Source organism: Pseudomonas sp. GW821-FHT07G06 (assembly GCF_058986625.1).
On sequence record NZ_JBYSVW010000011.1, the window covers coordinates 244807 to 261821 of the forward strand.

Sequence of the window (17015 nt, forward strand, 5' to 3'; positions counted from 1 at the left end):
CGCGGGCAAGCCACGCTCCCACAGGTACGTCATAACTCGAAAAATTTTGTATGAAATAGTCAACCAAGCACTTGCTTGGTTGACTACGCTTGCTCCAGAACAAAAACACAGGAGCGAGTCATGTCTGCTGCTTTTCGTTTGCCGCTGGACGTTTTCTACGAGCGTGAGGCCCGTCACCCCCGCCAGCGCTTCCTGGTCCAGCCTGTCGGAGGCGGCCGGGTCGAGACCTTGACCTGGGCGGACGTCGGTCATCAGGCCCGTTGCGCGGCCCATTGGTTGCGAGCGCGGGAGTTGCCGCAGGGCAGCCACATAGCCCTGATCTCGAAGAACTGTGCGCACTGGATCATCGCCGACCTGGCGATCTGGATGGCCGGGCATGTGTCGGTGCCGTTGTACCCCAACCTCACCGCCGAGTCGGTTGCCCAGGTGCTCGAACACTCGGAAGCGGCGCTGGCGTTCATCGGCAAGCTCGATGATTGGCCAGGCATGTCCCGTGGCGTCAGCCCCGACCTGCCGACCATCAGCCTGCCCCTGCATCCGCCGGGTACGTTCGATTTCAGCTGGGCCGACCTGCAAGGCAGCTCGCCGATCCAGGACGATCCGAAACCTGCCGCCGATCAACTGGCGACCATCATTTACACCTCCGGCACCACGGGCATGCCCAAAGGCGTGATGCACAGCTTCGGCAATCTGGGCTTTGCCACCACACGCGGCACTGCGTTGTTTGGCCTCAACGAGTCGGACCGGTTGTTGTCCTACCTGCCGCTGTGCCACGTTGCCGAGCGGATGTTCGTCGAACTGGCGTCGATCTATACCGGCCAGACGGTATTTTTCGCCGAAAGCCTGGACACTTTTCTCACCGACCTGCAGCGTGCGCGCCCGACCGCACTGTTTGGCGTGCCGCGCATCTGGACCAAATTCCAGATGGGCGTGTACAGCAAGATCCCGGCAAAACGCCTCGACTTCCTGCTCGGCCTGCCGATCATCGGCAAACGGGTCGGGCATAAAGTCCTCGCCGGGCTGGGTCTGGATGCGTTGCGCATCGCGTTGTCCGGTGCGGCTCCGGTGCCGCAAACCTTGTTGCAGTGGTACCGCAAACTGGGACTGGACGTGCTGGAGGTCTACGGCATGACCGAGAGTTGCGGTTACTCCCACATCGGCATGCCGGGCCAGAACAAACCAGGCTGGATCGGCAAGCCCTGCCCGGAAGTTGAAGTGCGGATCGCCGAGACGGGGGAGGTCATGGTGCGCAGTGGCGCGACCATGCTCGGCTATTTCAAGGAACCGGAAAAAACCGCTGACACCATTACCGAGGACGGCTTCCTGCGCACCGGCGACAAGGGCGAGCAGGACGCCGAAGGCAATCTGCGCCTGACCGGGCGCCTGAAGGAAATCTTCAAGACCAGCAAAGGCAAATACGTGGCGCCGGCACCGATTGAAAATCGCCTGGCCGTGCATTCGCGCATCGAGCAGGTCTGCGTGGTGGGTGATGGCTTGAGTGCACCGCTGGGTTTGTGCGTGTTGTCGGCGGTTGGCCAACAGGATGCCGGCGGAGCTGCACGCGCCGGTTTGCATTCGAGCTTGGAAAAGCTGCTGGAAGAGGTCAACGGCGACCTCGACAAACATGAGCGGCTGCGGCGCCTGGTGGTGGTCAAGGACAGTTGGGCCGTTGAAAACGGCTTTCTCACCCCGACGCTGAAGATCAAGCGCAACGTGATCGAAGCGGCGTACGGTGAGCGTTTTGAAGAATGGAGCGAGCGCAGCGAAGCGGTGCTGTGGCAGGATTGATCCACCAACAAAACCGACAAGGAAACCCTGCGATGAGTCTGTGGCGCACCACTCCCAACATCGAACAGTTGAACGCAATCCAGAAAAATACGATCGGCGAACTGCTGGACATCCGTTTTGAGTCCTTCGACGATGAGTCCCTGACCGCCAGCATGGTCATCGATCACCGTACCCATCAGCCTTACGGCTTGCTGCATGGCGGTGCCTCGGTGGTGCTGGCCGAATCGGTCGGCTCGATGGCCAGCTACCTGTGCATCGATGCCAGCAAGTTCTATTGCGTGGGTCTGGAAATCAACGCCAACCATTTGCGCGGCCTGCGCAGCGGGCGGGTGACGGCGGTGGCCAAGCCGATCCATATCGGCCGCACGACCCATGTCTGGGACATTCGGTTGACCAGCGATGAGGGCAAGGCCAGTTGTGTGTCGCGGTTGACCATGGCGGTGGTGCCGTTGGGTGAGAAACCTCCGTTACGTTGACGGTTTGAAATCAAAAGATCGCAGTCTGCGGCAGCTCCTGCCACCCTTCCTGGTAGTTATGGTCATTGCTGTAGGAAGCGGTCTTACGGACAATCAACGTCTGTTCTCGCTCATGGATTTGCAGGTATGTCGCAACAGATCTTTTTCGCCCACGCCAATGGTTTTCCTTCGGGGACCTACGGCAAGTTGTTTGCGGCGCTGGCACCCGAGTTTCAGGTGACGCATCTGGAGCAGCACGCCCACGACCAGCGTTATCCGGCGGACGATAACTGGTACAACCTGGTGGATGAGCTGATCCATCACCTGCAACAACAGGCCGAGCCCGTGTGGGGCGTCGGTCACTCCTTCGGCGGGGTGTTGCACCTGCATGCGGCCTTGCGCTGCCCCGAGTTGTATCGAGGGGTGGTGATGCTCGACTCGCCAGTGCTGACCCGAGCCGATCAATGGGTCATACGTGCGGCCAAACGCTTCGGCTTCATCGACCGCCTGACGCCGGCCGGCCGTACCCTGGGCCGCCGTGAAGAGTTCGCCGACCTGGAAAGCGCCCGGAAATACTTTGCCGGTAAAACCCTGTTTCGCGGTTTCGACCCCGAATGCTTCGATGCCTACCTGCAACATGGCTTGCACCAGGTCGGCGACAAACTGCGCCTGCGGTTCGATCCGGCCACGGAAATCAGCATCTATCGCGGCGTGCCGCACACCAGCCCGGGCAGCACCCGCAAGTTGCAAGTGCCGCTGGCGGTGGTTCGCGGGCACAACAGCCGCGTGGTGATGCGCCATCACGCCAGTTCGGTCGACCGCCTGCCGTTGGGCGAGTCGTTGACCATGCCCGGCGGCCACATGTTTCCGCTCGAGCGTCCCCTTGATACCGCGCAAATGCTCAAAGGCCTGTTCCATCGCTGGGACGGCCGTCGACAACAGGATTGCGCATGAGCCACGCCGTCGAAGAAGTTCGCCTGAGCCTGCCGCACATTGAGCTGGCGGCACACCTGTTCGGTCCTGAGGGCGGTTTGCCGGTCATTGCCCTGCATGGCTGGCTGGACAACGCCAACAGCTTTGCCCGACTGGCCCCCAAACTCAAAGGTCTGCGCATCATCGCGCTGGACATGGCCGGTCACGGTCATTCCGGGCATCGCCCGCCGGGAGCCGGTTACGCCATGTGGGACTATGCCCACGATGTGCTGCAAGTCGCCGAACAGCTTGGACTGAAGAAATTTGCGCTGATGGGGCATTCGATGGGCGCCATCGCTTCGCTGATCATCGCCGGGTCGATGCCCGAGCGGGTCACCCATCTGGCGTTGATCGACGGCATCATTCCTCCTACAGACAAGGGTGAAAACGCTGCCGAGCGCATGGGCATGGCCCTGCAGGCACAACTGGATCTGCGGGAGAAGCGCAAACCGGTCTACGACACCCTCGACCGAGCCATCGAAGCGCGCATGAAGGGCCTGGTGGCGGTCAGCCGCGAGGCTGCGGAACTGTTGGCGCAGCGTGGTCTGATGCCGGTATCGGGTGGGTATACCTGGCGCACCGACAATCGCCTCACGCTGCCATCGCCACTGCGCCTGACCACCGAGCAGGCCATGGCGTTCGTCCAGCGGATCAAGTGTCCTGCAACGCTGGTGGTCGCTGCCGACGGCATGCTCGCCAAACACCCCGAGTTGCTGGAGCGTCTACCCTTTAGCCGGGAACAGCTGCCAGGCGGACACCATTTGCACCTGAATGACGAGTCCGGTGCCGATCTTGTCGCAGACTGTTTCAATCGGTTTTTCGCCATTCCTTGACTTGCGCCGGGCAACTGTCGAGGCTTGGCGGGTTGAAAAGGGAGACAACCATGATAGATCTCTACACCGCTGCGACCCCGAATGGCCACAAGGTCTCTATCGTGCTCGAGGAACTCGGCCTGCCCTACAGGGTGCATGCCTTGAGTTTCGACAAGAAGGAGCAGAAGTCCGCGGACTTCCTCAAGATCAACCCCAATGGCCGGATTCCGGCGATTGTCGACCGCGCCAACGGCGATTTCGCCGTGTTCGAGTCCGGCGCCATCCTGATTTACCTCGCTGAACAGACCGGCAAACTGATGCCGAGCGACCCGAAGGGGCGTTCGCTGGTGTTGCAGTGGCTGATGTTCCAGATGGGGGGCATCGGCCCGATGCAGGGCCAGGCCAATGTGTTCTTCCGCTACTTTCCGGAAAAACTCCAGGGCGCCATCGACCGCTATCAGCACGAGACCCGTCGCCTCTATGAAGTGCTCGACACGCGTTTGCAAAGCGTGGAGTTCCTCGCCGGCGAATACAGCATTGCCGATATCGCCACTTTTCCATGGGTGCGCGGTTACGAGTGGTCGGGCGTCCCGGTGGAGGGCTTGACGGCGTTGCAACGCTGGATGGCAACCCTGGAGGCCCGGCCGGCGGTGCAGCGTGGTCTGCAGGTACCGCAACGCGCCGATGAAGCCAGTGTCATCAAGGGCGCCCAGGCCATGCTGATCCGATGAGTCTATCCATGCGTTCATTCAGTTTGCTGGTGCTGTGCAGTTTCAGTCCCTTGTTGTTTGCCGCCGATCTTCCGGGCAGTCAGGACCTGCCTATAGTGCCGCGCATGGTCGACGCCCAGATTGTCGACTATCGCCCCGTTGCCGAACTGGAGCGGATCTACCCCTTGGGCTCGATCCGCAAGATCAGTGGCCAGTTACGTTTCGACGGTCAGGTCAGTGCCCGTGGCAACGTCACTTCGGTGACCTACGAGTTGCCACCGGAGCATTCATCCATCGAGGCGTTCACCGCCGCCCGCGAGGCTTTGCAAAAGCAGGACGCCGGGTTGCTCTTTTGGTGCCAGGCACGCGATTGCGGCGAAAGCAGCCTCTGGGCCAATGAAGTCTTCGGCAACGCCAAGCTGTACGGTGCCGACGATCAACAAGCCTATCTGCTGCTGCGACTTGCCGCGCCACGGGATAACACGCTCGTCGCGCTGTACAGCATCACCCGCGGAAATCGCAAGGCTTACCTGCATGTCGAGCAGTTCGACGCTACGGCACCGCTGGGCGAGTTGTTGCCGACCTCCGCGACCTTGCTGCGTGAACTCAAGAGCACCGGCGAACTTGATTTTTCCGCGTTGAACAGCGCACCAGACGAGACCTGGCTGCGCCTGATTTCCCGCGGACTGAATCTGGACACCACCTTGCGGGTCAGCATTTCCGGAGCGAACGCCGAAGCCTGGCGTCAGGCACTGATTGCCCAGGGCGTGCGTGCCGCGCGGATGGAAACCGGCAGTGCCGAAGGCTCTGGCCTGCATATCGAGCTATTGCGGTAGGCTGTACCGGGCGAGCGTGCACGCTGCGTTCGTCTACTCTTTTGCTGACTGATATTTTCGGGATTTTCAATGATCAATAACGATCGCCTGTTGGTGCAGATCCTGCTCGTCGTGCTGTTCGGCGCGAGCTTCTGGGTGATGGCACCGTTCTGGTCGGCGATGTTCTGGGGCGCAGTCCTGGCATTCGCCAGTTGGCCGCTGATGCGCCTGCTGACCCGTTGGCTCAATGGCCGCGAGTCTCTGGCGGCGGCATTGCTGACGCTGGGCTGGATGGTGCTGGTTGCGGCACCGCTGGTGTGGCTGGGTTTCAACCTCGCCGATCATGTGCGTGATGCCACCGCATTCATCAAGGATGCGCAGGTCGAGGGGCTGCCCGAAGCACCGGTCTGGCTGGGTTCGATTCCCCTGGTAGGCGAGCGGCTGGTCGGACTCTGGAACAGCATCGATGAGCAGGGCGCGGCGATGATGGTGTCGCTCAAGCCTTATCTGGGACAGATGGGTAACTGGTTGCTGGCGCGCAGCGCGCAGATCGGCGGCGGTATTCTCGAACTGACCCTGAGCATCGTCTTCGTGTTCTTTTTCTATCGGGACGGACCGCGCCTGGCGGCGTTTGTGCACACATTGCTGGAACGGCTGATCGGTCAACGGGCCGGCTACTACATTGAACTGGTGGCAGGCACGGTACAGCGGGTGGTGAACGGTGTGATCGGCACAGCCGCGGCCCAGGCGATCCTGGCGCTGATCGGGTTCCTGGTTGCCGGCGTACCGGGTGCGCTGGTGCTCGGCATCGTGACCTTCATGCTCAGCCTGATCCCGATGGGGCCGCCGCTGGTGTGGATTCCGGCGACCGCGTGGCTGGCCTGGAAAGGCGAGTACGGAATGGCCATATTCCTCGGAGTCTGGGGCACATTCGTCATCAGCGGTGTCGACAACGTGCTCAAGCCCTACCTGATCAGCCGTGGCGGTAACCTGCCGCTGGTCATTGTGCTGCTTGGGGTGTTTGGCGGGTTGATTGCCTTTGGCTTCATCGGCCTGTTCATCGGCCCGACATTGCTGGCGGTGGCCTATAGCCTGTTGATTGACTGGAGCAAGACTCAGGCACGGGCTGAGGATCGCCTGCCCTGAAGTTCCAGGGGCCGTAGTCCATTGAACCGCTGAGGGGTAGTGGGCTTTTTTTGGGTTCTTCACGGAATCCCGGGGGAACACAGATAACGAAATATCTGTAGGAGCTGCCGGAGGCTGCGATCTTTTGATTTTGATTTTGCGATCTGGAGATTGCTGAAGATCAAGATCAAAAGATCGCAGCCTCCGGCAGCTCCTACAGGGGAGCACGTTGCTCCGGGCGGCGTTCCGACGAAAAACCTGAGAGCACCGCGGGGTGTCAGGCTCCCCGCATCATCGTTGACCTCTATCGCGAGCAAGCTCGCTCCTTCAGAAGGGCCGGTGGGGGTATCAGGTACGCGGCAGGCGAATCACGGCCGTCAGCCCGCCACCTGGCGTCTCTTCCAACGTTAATTGCCCGCCCATTCGTTGCGCGGCCTCGCGGGCAATGGTCATGCCCAGGCCAACGCCGCCGGAGTTGCGATTACGCGAGCCTTCAAGGCGAAAGAAGGGTTCGAACACGGCTTCACGTTGTTCGGCGGCGATACCCGGTCCATGGTCGATGACCCGGATCACCAGTTGTTCGCGATGGTCTTCCAAGATGATCCGCGCCTGCCCGGCATAGCGCAGGGCATTGTCCATCAGGTTGTTGATGCAGGAGCGCAGGGCCATCGGCTGCACTTGCAGCGGGGCACAGTGACCGCTGGCCTGGACGTCTGCTCCCTGGTCCTGGGCATTTTCACTCAGGGACTCCACCAGCGCCTGCACGTCCATCCACTGTTGAGCTTCGCTGGTACGCTGTTCATGCAGGTAGGTGAGGGTGGCGTCGAGCATGTTGATCATGTCGTCGAGGTCCTGGCGCATCTGGCCTTGCAGCTTGTCGTCGTCGATTTTCTCCAGCCGCAGCTTGAGGCGCGACAGCGGTGTGCGCAGATCGTGGGACACGGCGCCGAGCATGCGCGAGCGCTGCTGGACCTGTTCAAGGATGCGCCGCTGCATTTTGTTGAAGGTGTGCGCCGCTTGCCGCGCTTCCCGTGGCCCCGACTCTTCCAGCGGCGGGCTGTCGAGGTTCTCGCTCAAGCGCTCGGCTGCGTCGCTCAGGCGCTGGATTGGCCGGCTCAGCAGTTTGGCGCCGTACCAGGCGGCAATGATCAGCGAGACCAATTGAAAGGTCAGCGGCACCAGGGGGCCGCCGAACCACGGTCGTGGCGGCCGTTTCTCGAAGCGTGGGTCCAGTGGTGGGCGTGGTCCTTCCAGGCCTTCGGAAAACTCCGGTGGACGTGGCGGCGGTGGCGGACCGTAATGATGAAACCAGGCAAAGGCCAGCAGGTGCGCGAGGATAATCGCCAGCAGCAACACACCAAACAGGCGGCCGAACAGCGTATCGAAGCGCCCGCGCATCAGCCGATGTCTCGGGCATCGAACAGGTAACCCTCGCCACGAACGGTCTTGATCAACTGCGGAGCCTTGGGATCGTCGCCGAGTTTCTGGCGCAGACGCGACACCAGCAGGTCGATGCTGCGGTCAAAGGCTTCAATCGAACGACCACGGGCGGCGTCCAGCAGTTGTTCACGGCTGAGCACCCGGCGCGGACGTTCGATAAACACCCAGAGCAGGCGGAATTCGGCATTGGACAGCGGTACCACCAGGCCATCGTCGGCAATCAGTTGCCGCAGCACGCTGTTCAGGCGCCAATTGTCGAAGCGAATGTTCGCCCGCTGTTCGCTGCGGTCATCGCGTACCCGACGCAGGATGGTCTGGATCCGCGCCACCAGCTCGCGGGGCTCGAACGGCTTGGCCATGTAGTCGTCGGCGCCCAGCTCGAGGCCGATGATCCGGTCGGTGGGTTCGCAGCGGGCGGTGAGCATCAGGATCGGGATGTCCGACTCGGCGCGCAGCCAGCGGCACAGTGACAGACCGTCCTCGCCTGGCAGCATCAGGTCGAGTACCACCACGTCGAAATGCTCCGTCTGCATTGCCTGGCGCATCGCGGCGCCATCGGTGACGCCGCTGGCGTGGATGTTGAACCGGGCCAGGTAGTCGATCATCAATTCGCGGATCGGCACGTCATCGTCGACGATCAGGGCACGAATGCTCCAGCGTCTGTCGTCACCGGGCGTCTTTTGGTCGTCGTTCACGGGTGCTTGGGTGTTGTGCATGCGTGCGTTCATCTGCCAGGTAGGCTGCCAACCACAAAGATAGGCGGCGAGGTTGTGGTTCCAGCATAGGCGTCCGGCCCTGAGGCGGGAAGTGCTGTTGCAGGGACCTGTTGCGGTTGCCGAGGGTAGCCGGCCCGGGTGTTGCGGGCGTGTCGTGTGTGTATCGAACTCGACACAATAGCCTCGGGGCTAGTCTTGCCTGAGCCGTTTCGACGATTTACCGATCATCGGGTCCCGCAGCGGCGCTGGTTCCGCTACAATGCGCGCCGATTTCGACTTGCCTGAGAGCCCACTCATGTCCGCCTGCCAGACTCCTATCATCGTCGCCCTGGATTTCCCTACCCGTGACGCCGCACTGAAGCTGGCCGATCAGTTGGACCCGAAGCTGTGCCGGGTCAAAGTCGGTAAGGAACTCTTCACCAGCTGCGCTTCCGAAATCGTCGGCACCCTGCGCGACAAGGGTTTCGAAGTGTTCCTGGACCTCAAGTTCCACGACATCCCGAACACCACCGCGATGGCCGTCAAGGCCGCTGCGGAAATGGGCGTGTGGATGGTCAACGTGCATTGCTCCGGTGGCCTGCGCATGATGGCCGCGTGCCGTGAAGTGCTGGATCAGCGCAGCGGTCCCAAACCACTGCTGATCGGCGTGACCGTGTTGACCAGCATGGAGCGTGAAGATCTGGCCGGTATCGGTCTGGACATCGAGCCGCAAGAGCAGGTCCTGCGCCTGGCCGCCCTGGCGGAAAAAGCCGGTATGGACGGACTGGTGTGCTCGGCCCTGGAAGCCCAGGCGCTGAAATCGGCACATCCGTCGCTGCAACTGGTGACTCCGGGGATTCGTCCGGCGGGCAGTGCCCAAGACGATCAGCGCCGTATCCTCACCCCGCGTCAGGCACTGGATGCCGGTTCCGACTATCTGGTGATCGGCCGTCCGATCAGCCAGGCGGCGGATCCGGCGAAGGCGTTGGCCGACGTAGTGGCCGAACTCGCTTAAAAGATCGCAGCCTTCGGCAGCTCCTACATGGGATCGCGTTTTCCTGTAGGAGCTGGCGCAGCCTGCGATCTTTTGATCTATCGCTTTTAAACCTTCAGCACCAGCTTCCCGAAATTCTCGCCGTTGAACAATTTCATCAGCGTCTCCGGGAACGTCTCCAGACCTTCGACGATGTCTTCCTTGCTCTTGAGCTGCCCCTTGGCCATCCAGCCGGCCATTTCCTGGGCGGCGCTGGCATATTGGGCGGCGTAGTCCATCACCACAAAACCTTCCATGCGTGCGCGGTTGACCAGCAGCGACAGGTAATTGGCCGGCCCCTTGACCGCTTCCTTGTTGTTGTACTGGCTGATGGCACCGCAAATCACCACCCGCGCCTTCATGTTCAGGCGGCTCAACACCGCGTCGAGAATGTCACCACCCACATTATCGAAATACACGTCGACACCTTTCGGGCACTCGCGCTTGAGGCCGGCGAGGACGTCTTCGCTCTTGTAGTCGATAGCACCGTCGAAACCCAGTTCATCGATCAGGAACTTGCACTTGTCCGCGCCGCCGGCGATGCCAACCACCCGGCAGCCTTTGATCTTGGCGATCTGCCCGGCAATGCTGCCCACGGCGCCCGCCGCACCCGAGAGCACCACGGTGTCACCGGCCTTCGGCGCGCCAACGTCGAGCAGGGCGAAGTAGGCCGTCATCCCGGTCATGCCCAGCGCTGACAGGTAACGTGGCAGCGGTGCCAGTTTCGGATCGACCTTGTAGAAACCTCGCGGCTCGCCGAGGAAAAAATCCTGCACCCCGAGGGCGCCGTTAACGTAGTCCCCGACCGCGAAGCCCGGATTGTTCGACGCGATGACTTTGCCCACGCCCAAGGCGCGCATGACTTCGCCGAGTCCGACCGGCGGGATGTAGGACTTGCCCTCGTTCATCCAGCCGCGCATGGCCGGATCCAGGGACAGGTATTGGTTTTCGACCAGGATCTGGCCCACCGCCGGCTCGCCGACCGGTACTTCCTGGTAGGTGAATGTCTCGCGGGTCGCCGCGCCAACCGGACGTTTGGCGAGCAGGAATTGGCGATTGGTCTGGGAGGTCATGACAGGCACTCAAGATGAATGAAGCTTTGTTGATAGCCGGTCAGCGCCGATGCCGCAAGTTCGGCTGATGCGGCGAATGCAGGTTGATCCAGTGCAGTGATAGTTGGTACGGCAGTTCCATCACTGCAACTCATGGGCGCCCAACCGGAGTCCTGATAGTGCTGCCGCGTTCAGCAGCTCCATGGATAGACTGGTCCTGCGCGATTCCCCGCTTACTTCTCTTCGAGGACATAACAATGAGCATGACGTTTTCCGGCCAGGTGGTTGTGGTAACAGGCGGGGCGGCCGGTATTGGCCGCGCGACCGCCCAGGCATTTGCCGCCGAGGGCCTTAAGGTCGTAGTGGCCGATATGGACACGGCGGGCGGCGAGGGCACGGTGGCGCTGATTCGTGCGGCCGGTGGCGAGGCGACCTTCATGCGCTGCAACGTTACCCTGGAAAGCGATGTTAAAAATCTGATGGAGGAGGTGATCAATACTTACGGTCGTCTCGACTATGCCTTCAACAATGCCGGCATCGAAATCGAGAAAGGCAAGCTGGCCGACGGTTCGCTCGACGAGTTCGACGCGATCATGGGCGTCAACGTCAAAGGCGTCTGGCTGTGCATGAAGTACCAGTTGCCGCTGCTGCTGGCCCAAGGGGGCGGCGCGATTGTCAATACGGCATCGGTGGCGGGCCTCGGGGCAGCGCCGAAAATGAGCATCTACGCAGCCTCCAAGCATGCGGTGATCGGCCTGACCAAGTCGGCGGCCATTGAGTACGCCAAGAAAAAGATCCGGGTCAACGCCGTGTGCCCGGCGGTGATCGACACCGACATGTTCCGTCGCGCTTATGAAGCCGACCCGAAAAAAGCCGAGTTCGCCAACGCCATGCATCCGGTCGGTCGCATCGGCAAGGTCGAAGAGATCGCCAGCGCGGTGCTGTATCTGTGCAGCGATGGCGCGGCGTTCACCACAGGGCACTCATTGGCCGTGGATGGTGGCGTTACCGCGTTTTAAAACGAGGCACCGATACTGAATACATGCGGAACCTGTGGGAGCGAGCCTGCTCGCGAAGAGGGCGTATCAGTCGAAATTAATATCGGCTGACACACCGCTTTCGCGAGCAGGCTCGCTCCCACAGTTTTTTGGTTCCGGGGTGGGCAATGTGTTTCAAATAATTAGATCGAATGGTTTTGGCGGCGTTGTCGCACATGCCTTCGAACCCTCCTGTGATTAACTGCTTCTCGCAAAATCAACAGGAGTTTGCTTGCTCATGGAGTTGAGAATCGACCGACAGGCGCTGGTGCCCGTCGTACAGCAAATTGTTGACGCACTGACCGGCTGGCTGCATTCCAGCGGGGTATCGCCCGGTACGCGCCTGCCTTCGGTGCGACAGATTGCACGAATCAATTTGCTCAGTCAGTCAAACGTCACCCAGGCCTGTGAACGCCTGGTGACGCAGGGGATGCTGGTGTCAGGTCATGGGGCCGGCTATACAGTTGCCGACCCGGCATCGGTCACGAACGCAAGGCACGAGCCTGTGTGGTTTGAGGGGACCGGACCCGAGTATGGGCCGTGGTCGGGTGAGCTGAGGCTGGGCTGTGGCGGGCTGCCTGAAAGCTGGCGCGAGACCGACGATCTGATCTACGCGATCCGGCAAGTCAGTCGTACCGATACGGCCAGTCTGTTCAACTACAGCACACCGCTGGGTTTGCCAGCCTTGCGGCAACAGATACTCAAGCGCCTCAGGCAGCTGGACATCCCGGTACAGGACAACCGGATCATGACCACGGTGGGTGCCAGTCAAGGGCTCGACCTGATAGTGCGGACACTGTTCAAGGCCGGTGATTGTGTGGTCGTGGAGAGTCCCGGTTATCCAGTGCTGTTCGATCTGCTCAGGCTGCAAGGCATCCACATGGTCGAGGTGCCACGAACCCCGCGCGGGCCGGACGTGGACGTGCTCGAATCGATGCTGGCCAAGCACCGGCCTCAAGGGCTGCTCATCAATAGCTTCTTTCACAACCCGACCGGCAGCAACCTTTCACCCGGGGTGGCGCGTCGCGTGCTGCAACTGGCCAGGGCCTTTGGCGTGCAGGTGATCGAGGACGACGTCTATGCGGATTTGCGCAGCGGTTGCGGTACACGACTGGCTGCGCTGGACGACAACGTGATCTACGTGGGCAGCTATTCCAAGACCCTCAGCAGTTCCTTGCGGGTCGGTTTCGTGGTGGCCGATTGCGCAGTCATTACGCGTCTGGCCGAGGTCAAGATGATCTCTGGCATGGGCGCCTCACGATTTTGCGAGTCGGTGCTGGCGTGCCTGTTGGCTAATGGAGCCTACGGCAAACTGGTGCAACGTCAGCGCCAACGCTTGAACAACGACCGGCTGGCGGTGTTGCAAATGCTCGAGGATGCCGAATGGGAAGTCTTCGGCAAACCGGCGGGAGGCCTGTTTATCTGGGCGCGATCACGAATGTCCGACTACGATCAGGTGCTGGCCCGGGCACGGCGTCTGGGTGTGGTGTTGTCATCGAAGGGCGCCTTCAACGCCTCGGGTGGGGCCAGTGACTGGCAGCGTATCAATGTGGCCTATGCCTGCGACCCGCGTGCCCGTGCGTTCTTTCAGGCCACTGCTCGGGATCGACCTCAAGCGTTCTGAAAACGACGTTGGCGTAGCTTTTTGCCATTATTCCGGCGCCAGAGCCTTGTGTTGCCACTGGCCCGTTGCGAATCTGCGTCTACAGACTTTGGCAGGGGACTAAGTGCAATGAATTCGGCCGTGCAAGGACGTTTTGCCAACCTCGGTATGGCGAAAAAACTGGGTGTCGGGTTTGTCCTGGTGCTGTTGTTGACTGCGCTGGTGGCGGGCATTGGCGTGTGGTCCCTGCAAACCATCAGCCAGCGCTTCGACGGGCTCAAGCAAATGTCATCGCTCAACAGCGGTTTGCTCAAGGTCCGGCTGCTGGAGCAGGAATACGCCTTGCACGGCAATCCGAAAACCGTCGATGCCCTGCACGAGGGCGTCGATGGCTTGATTGCTCTGGCCGGACAGCTCAAGGCCGCGTCGGCGGCCAACGTGCCGGTGATGAATGATGTCGAACAGTCCCTGGGTGCCTATCGCAAGGCCTTCGACGAGTTTGTCTCGCTCACCCAGGCCAAGGACCTGGCGCTGGAAATGGCCAGTTGGTCGGTGTCCAGCGTGGCCAATAATCTTGATGTATTGCAATCCGGGCTCGCCGATGACGGCGCTTATACGCTGAAAGATTCCGAAGGCAAGGACGGCGCGCAATTCATAGAGCAGGCCGGTCAGGTCAGCCAGGTTTCACGCTTGATGCTGCAAGCCATGAATGAAGCGCGCGTGCGCCTGGATCAAAGTCGCAAAGGTGACGACAGCGCCGGGCAGGGCAAGATCGAACAGGCCAGCCAGGCATTGGCCCAGGCCGAGCAGCTCAAGACCACGGTCAAGGACGAGGGTTACCAGACCGTCCTCAATGAGGTCACGGGTCATATCGCCGGTTTCAGTGACAAGCTCGCCGAGTACACCGGCCTGCTTGAACAGGAAAAAACCGTTTATCAACAGTTGCACCAACGCGCAGCCCAAGTGGTTGAACGGGTGGATCTGGCTTATGTCGCTGAAGATCAGGCGATGCAGGCCGAACTGAAAAAGAACTCGATGCTGATTCTTGGCTCTTCCGCTCTGGCGTTGCTGGTCGGGCTGGTTGCTGCGTGGTTCATCACCCGGTTGATCGTGGCGCCGCTGCGCAGTGTGATCCAGGTGGCGCAGCAGATTGCTTCAGGGGATTTGAGTGCGACCATCGACGTGACCCGTCGTGACGAAATTGGCCAGTTGATGCAGGCCATGCAACAAATGGGCGCGGGGCTCAGCCATATCGTCAGCGGCTTGCAGTCGGGTATCGAACAGCTGGCCACTTCCGCCCAATCGCTGTCGGCAGTGACGGAACAGACCAATCTCGAAGTCAGCACGCAGAAAGAGGAAACCGAACAGGTCGCCACCGCGATGAATCAGATGACGGCCACGGTGCATGATGTCGCGCGCAACGCAGAGGAAGCAGCCCTGGCGGCGCAAACGGCTGACGGCAAGGTTGAAAGTGGTCAGCAGGTGGTGCGCCAGAGCATGGCGCGGATCGAGCAGTTGGCGGACTCGGCCAACTCGGCCAGTTCGAGCATTGAAAGCCTGAGTGCGGAAATCCAGAACATCGGCACGGTCTTGAGTGTGATCAAAAGCGTGGCAGAGCAGACCAACCTGCTGGCATTGAATGCGGCGATCGAGGCGGCTCGTGCGGGTGAGCAGGGCAGGGGCTTTGCGGTGGTGGCCGATGAAGTGCGGGCACTGGCCAGGCGAACCCAACAATCGACCGAGGAAATCGAACGCCTGGTCAGCGCTTTGCGCTCGGCGGCGCAGTCGTCGGTGCAGCAGATCCAGAGCAGTGGCGAGTTGGTGAAGCTGGCGGTCAGCGATGCCTTGCAGACCGAGAGCGCACTGGGAAGTATTGCGGCGGCGGTATCGTTGATCCAGCAGATGAACCAGCAGATCGCCGCGGCAGCCGAGGAACAGAGCTCGGTTGCCGAAGAGATCAACCGCAGTGTCACCAGTATTCGCGCCAGTGCCGATCAATCATCGCTGGCGATGCAGGGCAATGCCGCCTCCAGCATCGAGTTGGCGCAACTGGGGGTTGAGCTGAAGGGGATGGTGGGGCATTTCAGGCTGTAGGAGCAGCCGGTCGACGCTCGATTGCTCGCGATGGCCGCAAAGACAACGCGCGTTGACTGGGTGAGCGCGGTGTTCTGGAGTCCATCGCGAGCAATCGAGCGTCGACCGGCTGCTCCTACAGAAGAACAAAAAAAAGCCACCTTGCGGTGGCTTTTCTGTTTTCGCTGATCAGTCGTAGATCACTTTCTTTTTCCAGTCCGCGTCAGCTTCGACGTCCTTGAGGCCTTCGGTCAATTGGTTGACCTCGCCTTCGACCGGCGCAATGCGATCCATGACCTGGTCATTGGCGCGGGCCAGGAGTTTTTCCAGGTATTCCAGTTGCTCGGCGTAGACCTGTGGCTCCTGTTGCTTGCGCAGGTATTGCACGCCGCGCTCGAATGCCAGGCGAGCCTGCCCTGGCTGGTTCTGTTGCAGGGAGTGCTGGCCGAGGTTGTTGAAGAACTCGATGTGCAGCAGCACCAGGATGTGGCGCACTTCACGAATCCAGCGCTTGGCTTCGTTGGGGGGAAGGAAGCCGTCCTGTGCCGCGCGGGTGATTTGCCCGTGCAGGGCTTCGAGCAGGAAACGTACATCCTTGGCCTTGGCTTCGGTCTGGATCGGTGCCGGCGGATTGTTGATCGGGATCGATTCACCCTGGCCGACAAGGGCCTCCAGTTCGGCGATCCGTGCCTTGAGGTTGGCACTGGATTTTTCCAGGTTGAGCAGGCGCTGGCAGACGTTCAGTTCCAGGCGGGTTACCAACAGCTTGAGTGCCGGGGTCATCAACTGGCCGGGGAAAGTCTCGGTGATTTCGCCGCAGCGACGCAGGCGATCATTGAGTTCAATCTTGGTACGGGCCTTTTCCAGCTTGTTGTTTTCCACCACATGGTTCATGTAGCCAATGGCGATCAACAGTGCGATCCCGGCTACAACTAGCAGGGTGATCATGAGTGGCGTCACCGGTAAGACCTCTTTTTAGGGTACGCATGCGAGTCTAGTGGCTTGGCATTTGAGCGCCTAGGCCCGTATGACGGGTTGGATCGGACATGCCTGCGCCTATATCGGCCGCAGCCTCGCTTCTATAAATGGTGGCACGCAATATACAGATTGCCATCACTGGAGGACTATAACGTCTTGGCGGGTGCCAGAATATAGGCGTCAAACACCGGGCAGCGGAAAAACCACAAAGGCGTCCAAAAGCAGGGCGAAGTCATTGATTTAAATAAATTTATATCAGGGGGTTGACGACCTCTCAATCCATCCATAGAATGCGCGCCACTTGCAGCGTAAAGCACACAGCGAAACGAAGCAGGGAGTGAATGTTGTAGTGTGTCCCCTTCGTCTAGTGGCCTAGGACACCGCCCTTTCACGGCGGTAACAGGGGTTCGAGTCCCCTAGGGGACGC

Annotated in this window: 15 protein-coding genes, 1 tRNA gene and 1 pseudogene; 13 read left to right on the forward strand and 4 right to left on the reverse strand. The window is 60.8% G+C overall.

All coding sequences use genetic code 11. From position 1 onward, the window contains the following. Window positions 1-120: 120 nt before the first annotated feature. The 7 genes from AC3WJW_RS19965 to AC3WJW_RS19995 all read left to right on the forward strand — a co-directional run bounded on the left by AC3WJW_RS19965 (window position 121) and on the right by AC3WJW_RS19995 (window position 6698). Window positions 121-1788, forward strand: a complete 1668-nt coding sequence (locus tag AC3WJW_RS19965; RefSeq protein ID WP_493727084.1) for an AMP-binding protein — start codon at window positions 121-123, stop codon at window positions 1786-1788. 32 nt (window positions 1789-1820) lie between these two features. Then, the gene (locus tag AC3WJW_RS19970) at window positions 1821-2264 is read left to right on the forward strand and encodes a hotdog fold thioesterase (protein ID WP_493727085.1); all 444 of its coding nucleotides are present in this window, start codon (window positions 1821-1823) and stop codon (window positions 2262-2264) included. Between the two features lie 126 nt (window positions 2265-2390). Then, window positions 2391-3197 (forward strand): alpha/beta fold hydrolase, encoded by an 807-nt coding sequence (locus AC3WJW_RS19975; protein ID WP_493727086.1) that lies wholly within the window; start codon window positions 2391-2393, stop codon window positions 3195-3197. After that, window positions 3194-4048 (forward strand): alpha/beta hydrolase, encoded by an 855-nt coding sequence (locus AC3WJW_RS19980; RefSeq protein ID WP_493727087.1) that lies wholly within the window; start codon window positions 3194-3196, stop codon window positions 4046-4048. Before AC3WJW_RS19975 ends, AC3WJW_RS19980 begins: the two co-directional genes overlap by 4 nt. A 50-nt stretch (window positions 4049-4098) precedes the next feature. After that, on the forward strand, window positions 4099-4758 hold the full coding sequence (locus AC3WJW_RS19985; protein ID WP_493727088.1) for a glutathione S-transferase family protein: 660 nt from the start codon (window positions 4099-4101) through the stop codon (window positions 4756-4758). Window positions 4759-4766: 8 nt separating this feature from the next. Further along, window positions 4767-5573, forward strand: coding sequence for a DUF4892 domain-containing protein (locus AC3WJW_RS19990; RefSeq protein ID WP_493727089.1), 807 nt, complete (start codon window positions 4767-4769; stop codon window positions 5571-5573). A 69-nt stretch (window positions 5574-5642) separates the two neighbouring features. Continuing rightward, window positions 5643-6698: an AI-2E family transporter gene (locus AC3WJW_RS19995; RefSeq protein WP_493727090.1), complete on the forward strand. Its 1056-nt coding sequence runs from the start codon at window positions 5643-5645 to the stop codon at window positions 6696-6698. 327 nt (window positions 6699-7025) lie between these two features. Here AC3WJW_RS19995 and AC3WJW_RS20000 read toward each other — a convergent pair whose 3' ends face one another. Both AC3WJW_RS20000 and AC3WJW_RS20005 read right to left on the reverse strand, forming a co-directional pair. Then, window positions 7026-8075, reverse strand: coding sequence for a sensor histidine kinase (locus tag AC3WJW_RS20000; RefSeq protein WP_493727091.1), 1050 nt, complete (start codon window positions 8073-8075; stop codon window positions 7026-7028). Further along, on the reverse strand, window positions 8075-8833 hold the full coding sequence (locus AC3WJW_RS20005) for a response regulator (RefSeq protein WP_493727092.1): 759 nt from the start codon (window positions 8831-8833) through the stop codon (window positions 8075-8077). Before AC3WJW_RS20005 ends, AC3WJW_RS20000 begins: the two co-directional genes overlap by 1 nt. Window positions 8834-9128: 295 nt before the next feature. Here AC3WJW_RS20005 and pyrF point away from each other — a divergent pair, with 295 nt between their 5' ends. Continuing rightward, the gene (pyrF, locus tag AC3WJW_RS20010) at window positions 9129-9827 is read left to right on the forward strand and encodes an orotidine-5'-phosphate decarboxylase (protein WP_165824752.1); all 699 of its coding nucleotides are present in this window, start codon (window positions 9129-9131) and stop codon (window positions 9825-9827) included. A gap of 86 nt (window positions 9828-9913) precedes the next feature. On the opposite strand, the gene AC3WJW_RS20015 is transcribed toward pyrF, so the two are convergent. Continuing rightward, window positions 9914-10918, reverse strand: coding sequence for an NADP-dependent oxidoreductase (locus AC3WJW_RS20015; protein ID WP_493727093.1), 1005 nt, complete (start codon window positions 10916-10918; stop codon window positions 9914-9916). Window positions 10919-11154: 236 nt separating this feature from the next. On the opposite strand from AC3WJW_RS20015, the gene AC3WJW_RS20020 reads away from it, so the two are divergent. From AC3WJW_RS20020 to AC3WJW_RS20035, 4 genes and pseudogenes are all read left to right on the forward strand, one after another. Continuing rightward, complete coding sequence (locus AC3WJW_RS20020; protein WP_493727094.1) at window positions 11155-11916, forward strand: SDR family oxidoreductase; 762 nt, start codon at window positions 11155-11157, stop codon at window positions 11914-11916. A gap of 256 nt (window positions 11917-12172) precedes the next feature. Further along, on the forward strand, window positions 12173-13558 hold the full coding sequence (locus tag AC3WJW_RS20025) for an aminotransferase-like domain-containing protein (protein ID WP_493727095.1): 1386 nt from the start codon (window positions 12173-12175) through the stop codon (window positions 13556-13558). A gap of 147 nt (window positions 13559-13705) precedes the next feature. Then, window positions 13706-14770: pseudogene (locus AC3WJW_RS20030) on the forward strand (HAMP domain-containing protein); the annotation flags it as partial. Then, on the forward strand, window positions 14768-15631 hold the full coding sequence (locus tag AC3WJW_RS20035; RefSeq protein ID WP_371321749.1) for a methyl-accepting chemotaxis protein: 864 nt from the start codon (window positions 14768-14770) through the stop codon (window positions 15629-15631). The pseudogene AC3WJW_RS20030 and the gene AC3WJW_RS20035, both read left to right, overlap by 3 nt. Window positions 15632-15799: 168 nt before the next feature. Here the strand turns inward: AC3WJW_RS20035 and AC3WJW_RS20040 are convergent, their stop codons facing one another. After that, window positions 15800-16558, reverse strand: a complete 759-nt coding sequence (locus AC3WJW_RS20040) for a hypothetical protein (protein ID WP_173900808.1) — start codon at window positions 16556-16558, stop codon at window positions 15800-15802. Window positions 16559-16941: 383 nt separating this feature from the next. On the opposite strand from AC3WJW_RS20040, the gene AC3WJW_RS20045 reads away from it, so the two are divergent. Then, window positions 16942-17014 (forward strand) — tRNA-Glu (locus tag AC3WJW_RS20045). The last annotated feature ends 1 nt before the right edge of the window (window position 17015 follow it).

Excerpts from the sequence above, each read along its gene's own strand:
- AC3WJW_RS19965 (WP_493727084.1), top strand. The coding sequence starts at position 121 with ATGTCTGCTGCTTTTCGTTTGCCGCTGGACGTTTTCTACGAGCGTGAG.
- AC3WJW_RS19970 (WP_493727085.1), top strand. The coding sequence starts at position 1,821 with ATGAGTCTGTGGCGCACCACTCCCAACATCGAACAGTTGAACGCAATC.
- AC3WJW_RS19975 (WP_493727086.1), top strand. The coding sequence starts at position 2,391 with ATGTCGCAACAGATCTTTTTCGCCCACGCCAATGGTTTTCCTTCGGGG.
- AC3WJW_RS19980 (WP_493727087.1), top strand. The coding sequence starts at position 3,194 with ATGAGCCACGCCGTCGAAGAAGTTCGCCTGAGCCTGCCGCACATTGAG.
- AC3WJW_RS19985 (WP_493727088.1), top strand. The coding sequence starts at position 4,099 with ATGATAGATCTCTACACCGCTGCGACCCCGAATGGCCACAAGGTCTCT.
- AC3WJW_RS19990 (WP_493727089.1), top strand. The coding sequence starts at position 4,767 with ATGCGTTCATTCAGTTTGCTGGTGCTGTGCAGTTTCAGTCCCTTGTTG.
- AC3WJW_RS19995 (WP_493727090.1), top strand. The coding sequence starts at position 5,643 with ATGATCAATAACGATCGCCTGTTGGTGCAGATCCTGCTCGTCGTGCTG.
- AC3WJW_RS20000 (WP_493727091.1), bottom strand. The coding sequence starts at position 8,075 with ATGCGCGGGCGCTTCGATACGCTGTTCGGCCGCCTGTTTGGTGTGTTG.
- AC3WJW_RS20005 (WP_493727092.1), bottom strand. The coding sequence starts at position 8,833 with ATGCACAACACCCAAGCACCCGTGAACGACGACCAAAAGACGCCCGGT.
- pyrF (WP_165824752.1), top strand. The coding sequence starts at position 9,129 with ATGTCCGCCTGCCAGACTCCTATCATCGTCGCCCTGGATTTCCCTACC.
- AC3WJW_RS20015 (WP_493727093.1), bottom strand. The coding sequence starts at position 10,918 with ATGACCTCCCAGACCAATCGCCAATTCCTGCTCGCCAAACGTCCGGTT.
- AC3WJW_RS20020 (WP_493727094.1), top strand. The coding sequence starts at position 11,155 with ATGAGCATGACGTTTTCCGGCCAGGTGGTTGTGGTAACAGGCGGGGCG.
- AC3WJW_RS20025 (WP_493727095.1), top strand. The coding sequence starts at position 12,173 with ATGGAGTTGAGAATCGACCGACAGGCGCTGGTGCCCGTCGTACAGCAA.
- AC3WJW_RS20035 (WP_371321749.1), top strand. The coding sequence starts at position 14,768 with ATGGGCGCGGGGCTCAGCCATATCGTCAGCGGCTTGCAGTCGGGTATC.
- AC3WJW_RS20040 (WP_173900808.1), bottom strand. The coding sequence starts at position 16,558 with ATGATCACCCTGCTAGTTGTAGCCGGGATCGCACTGTTGATCGCCATT.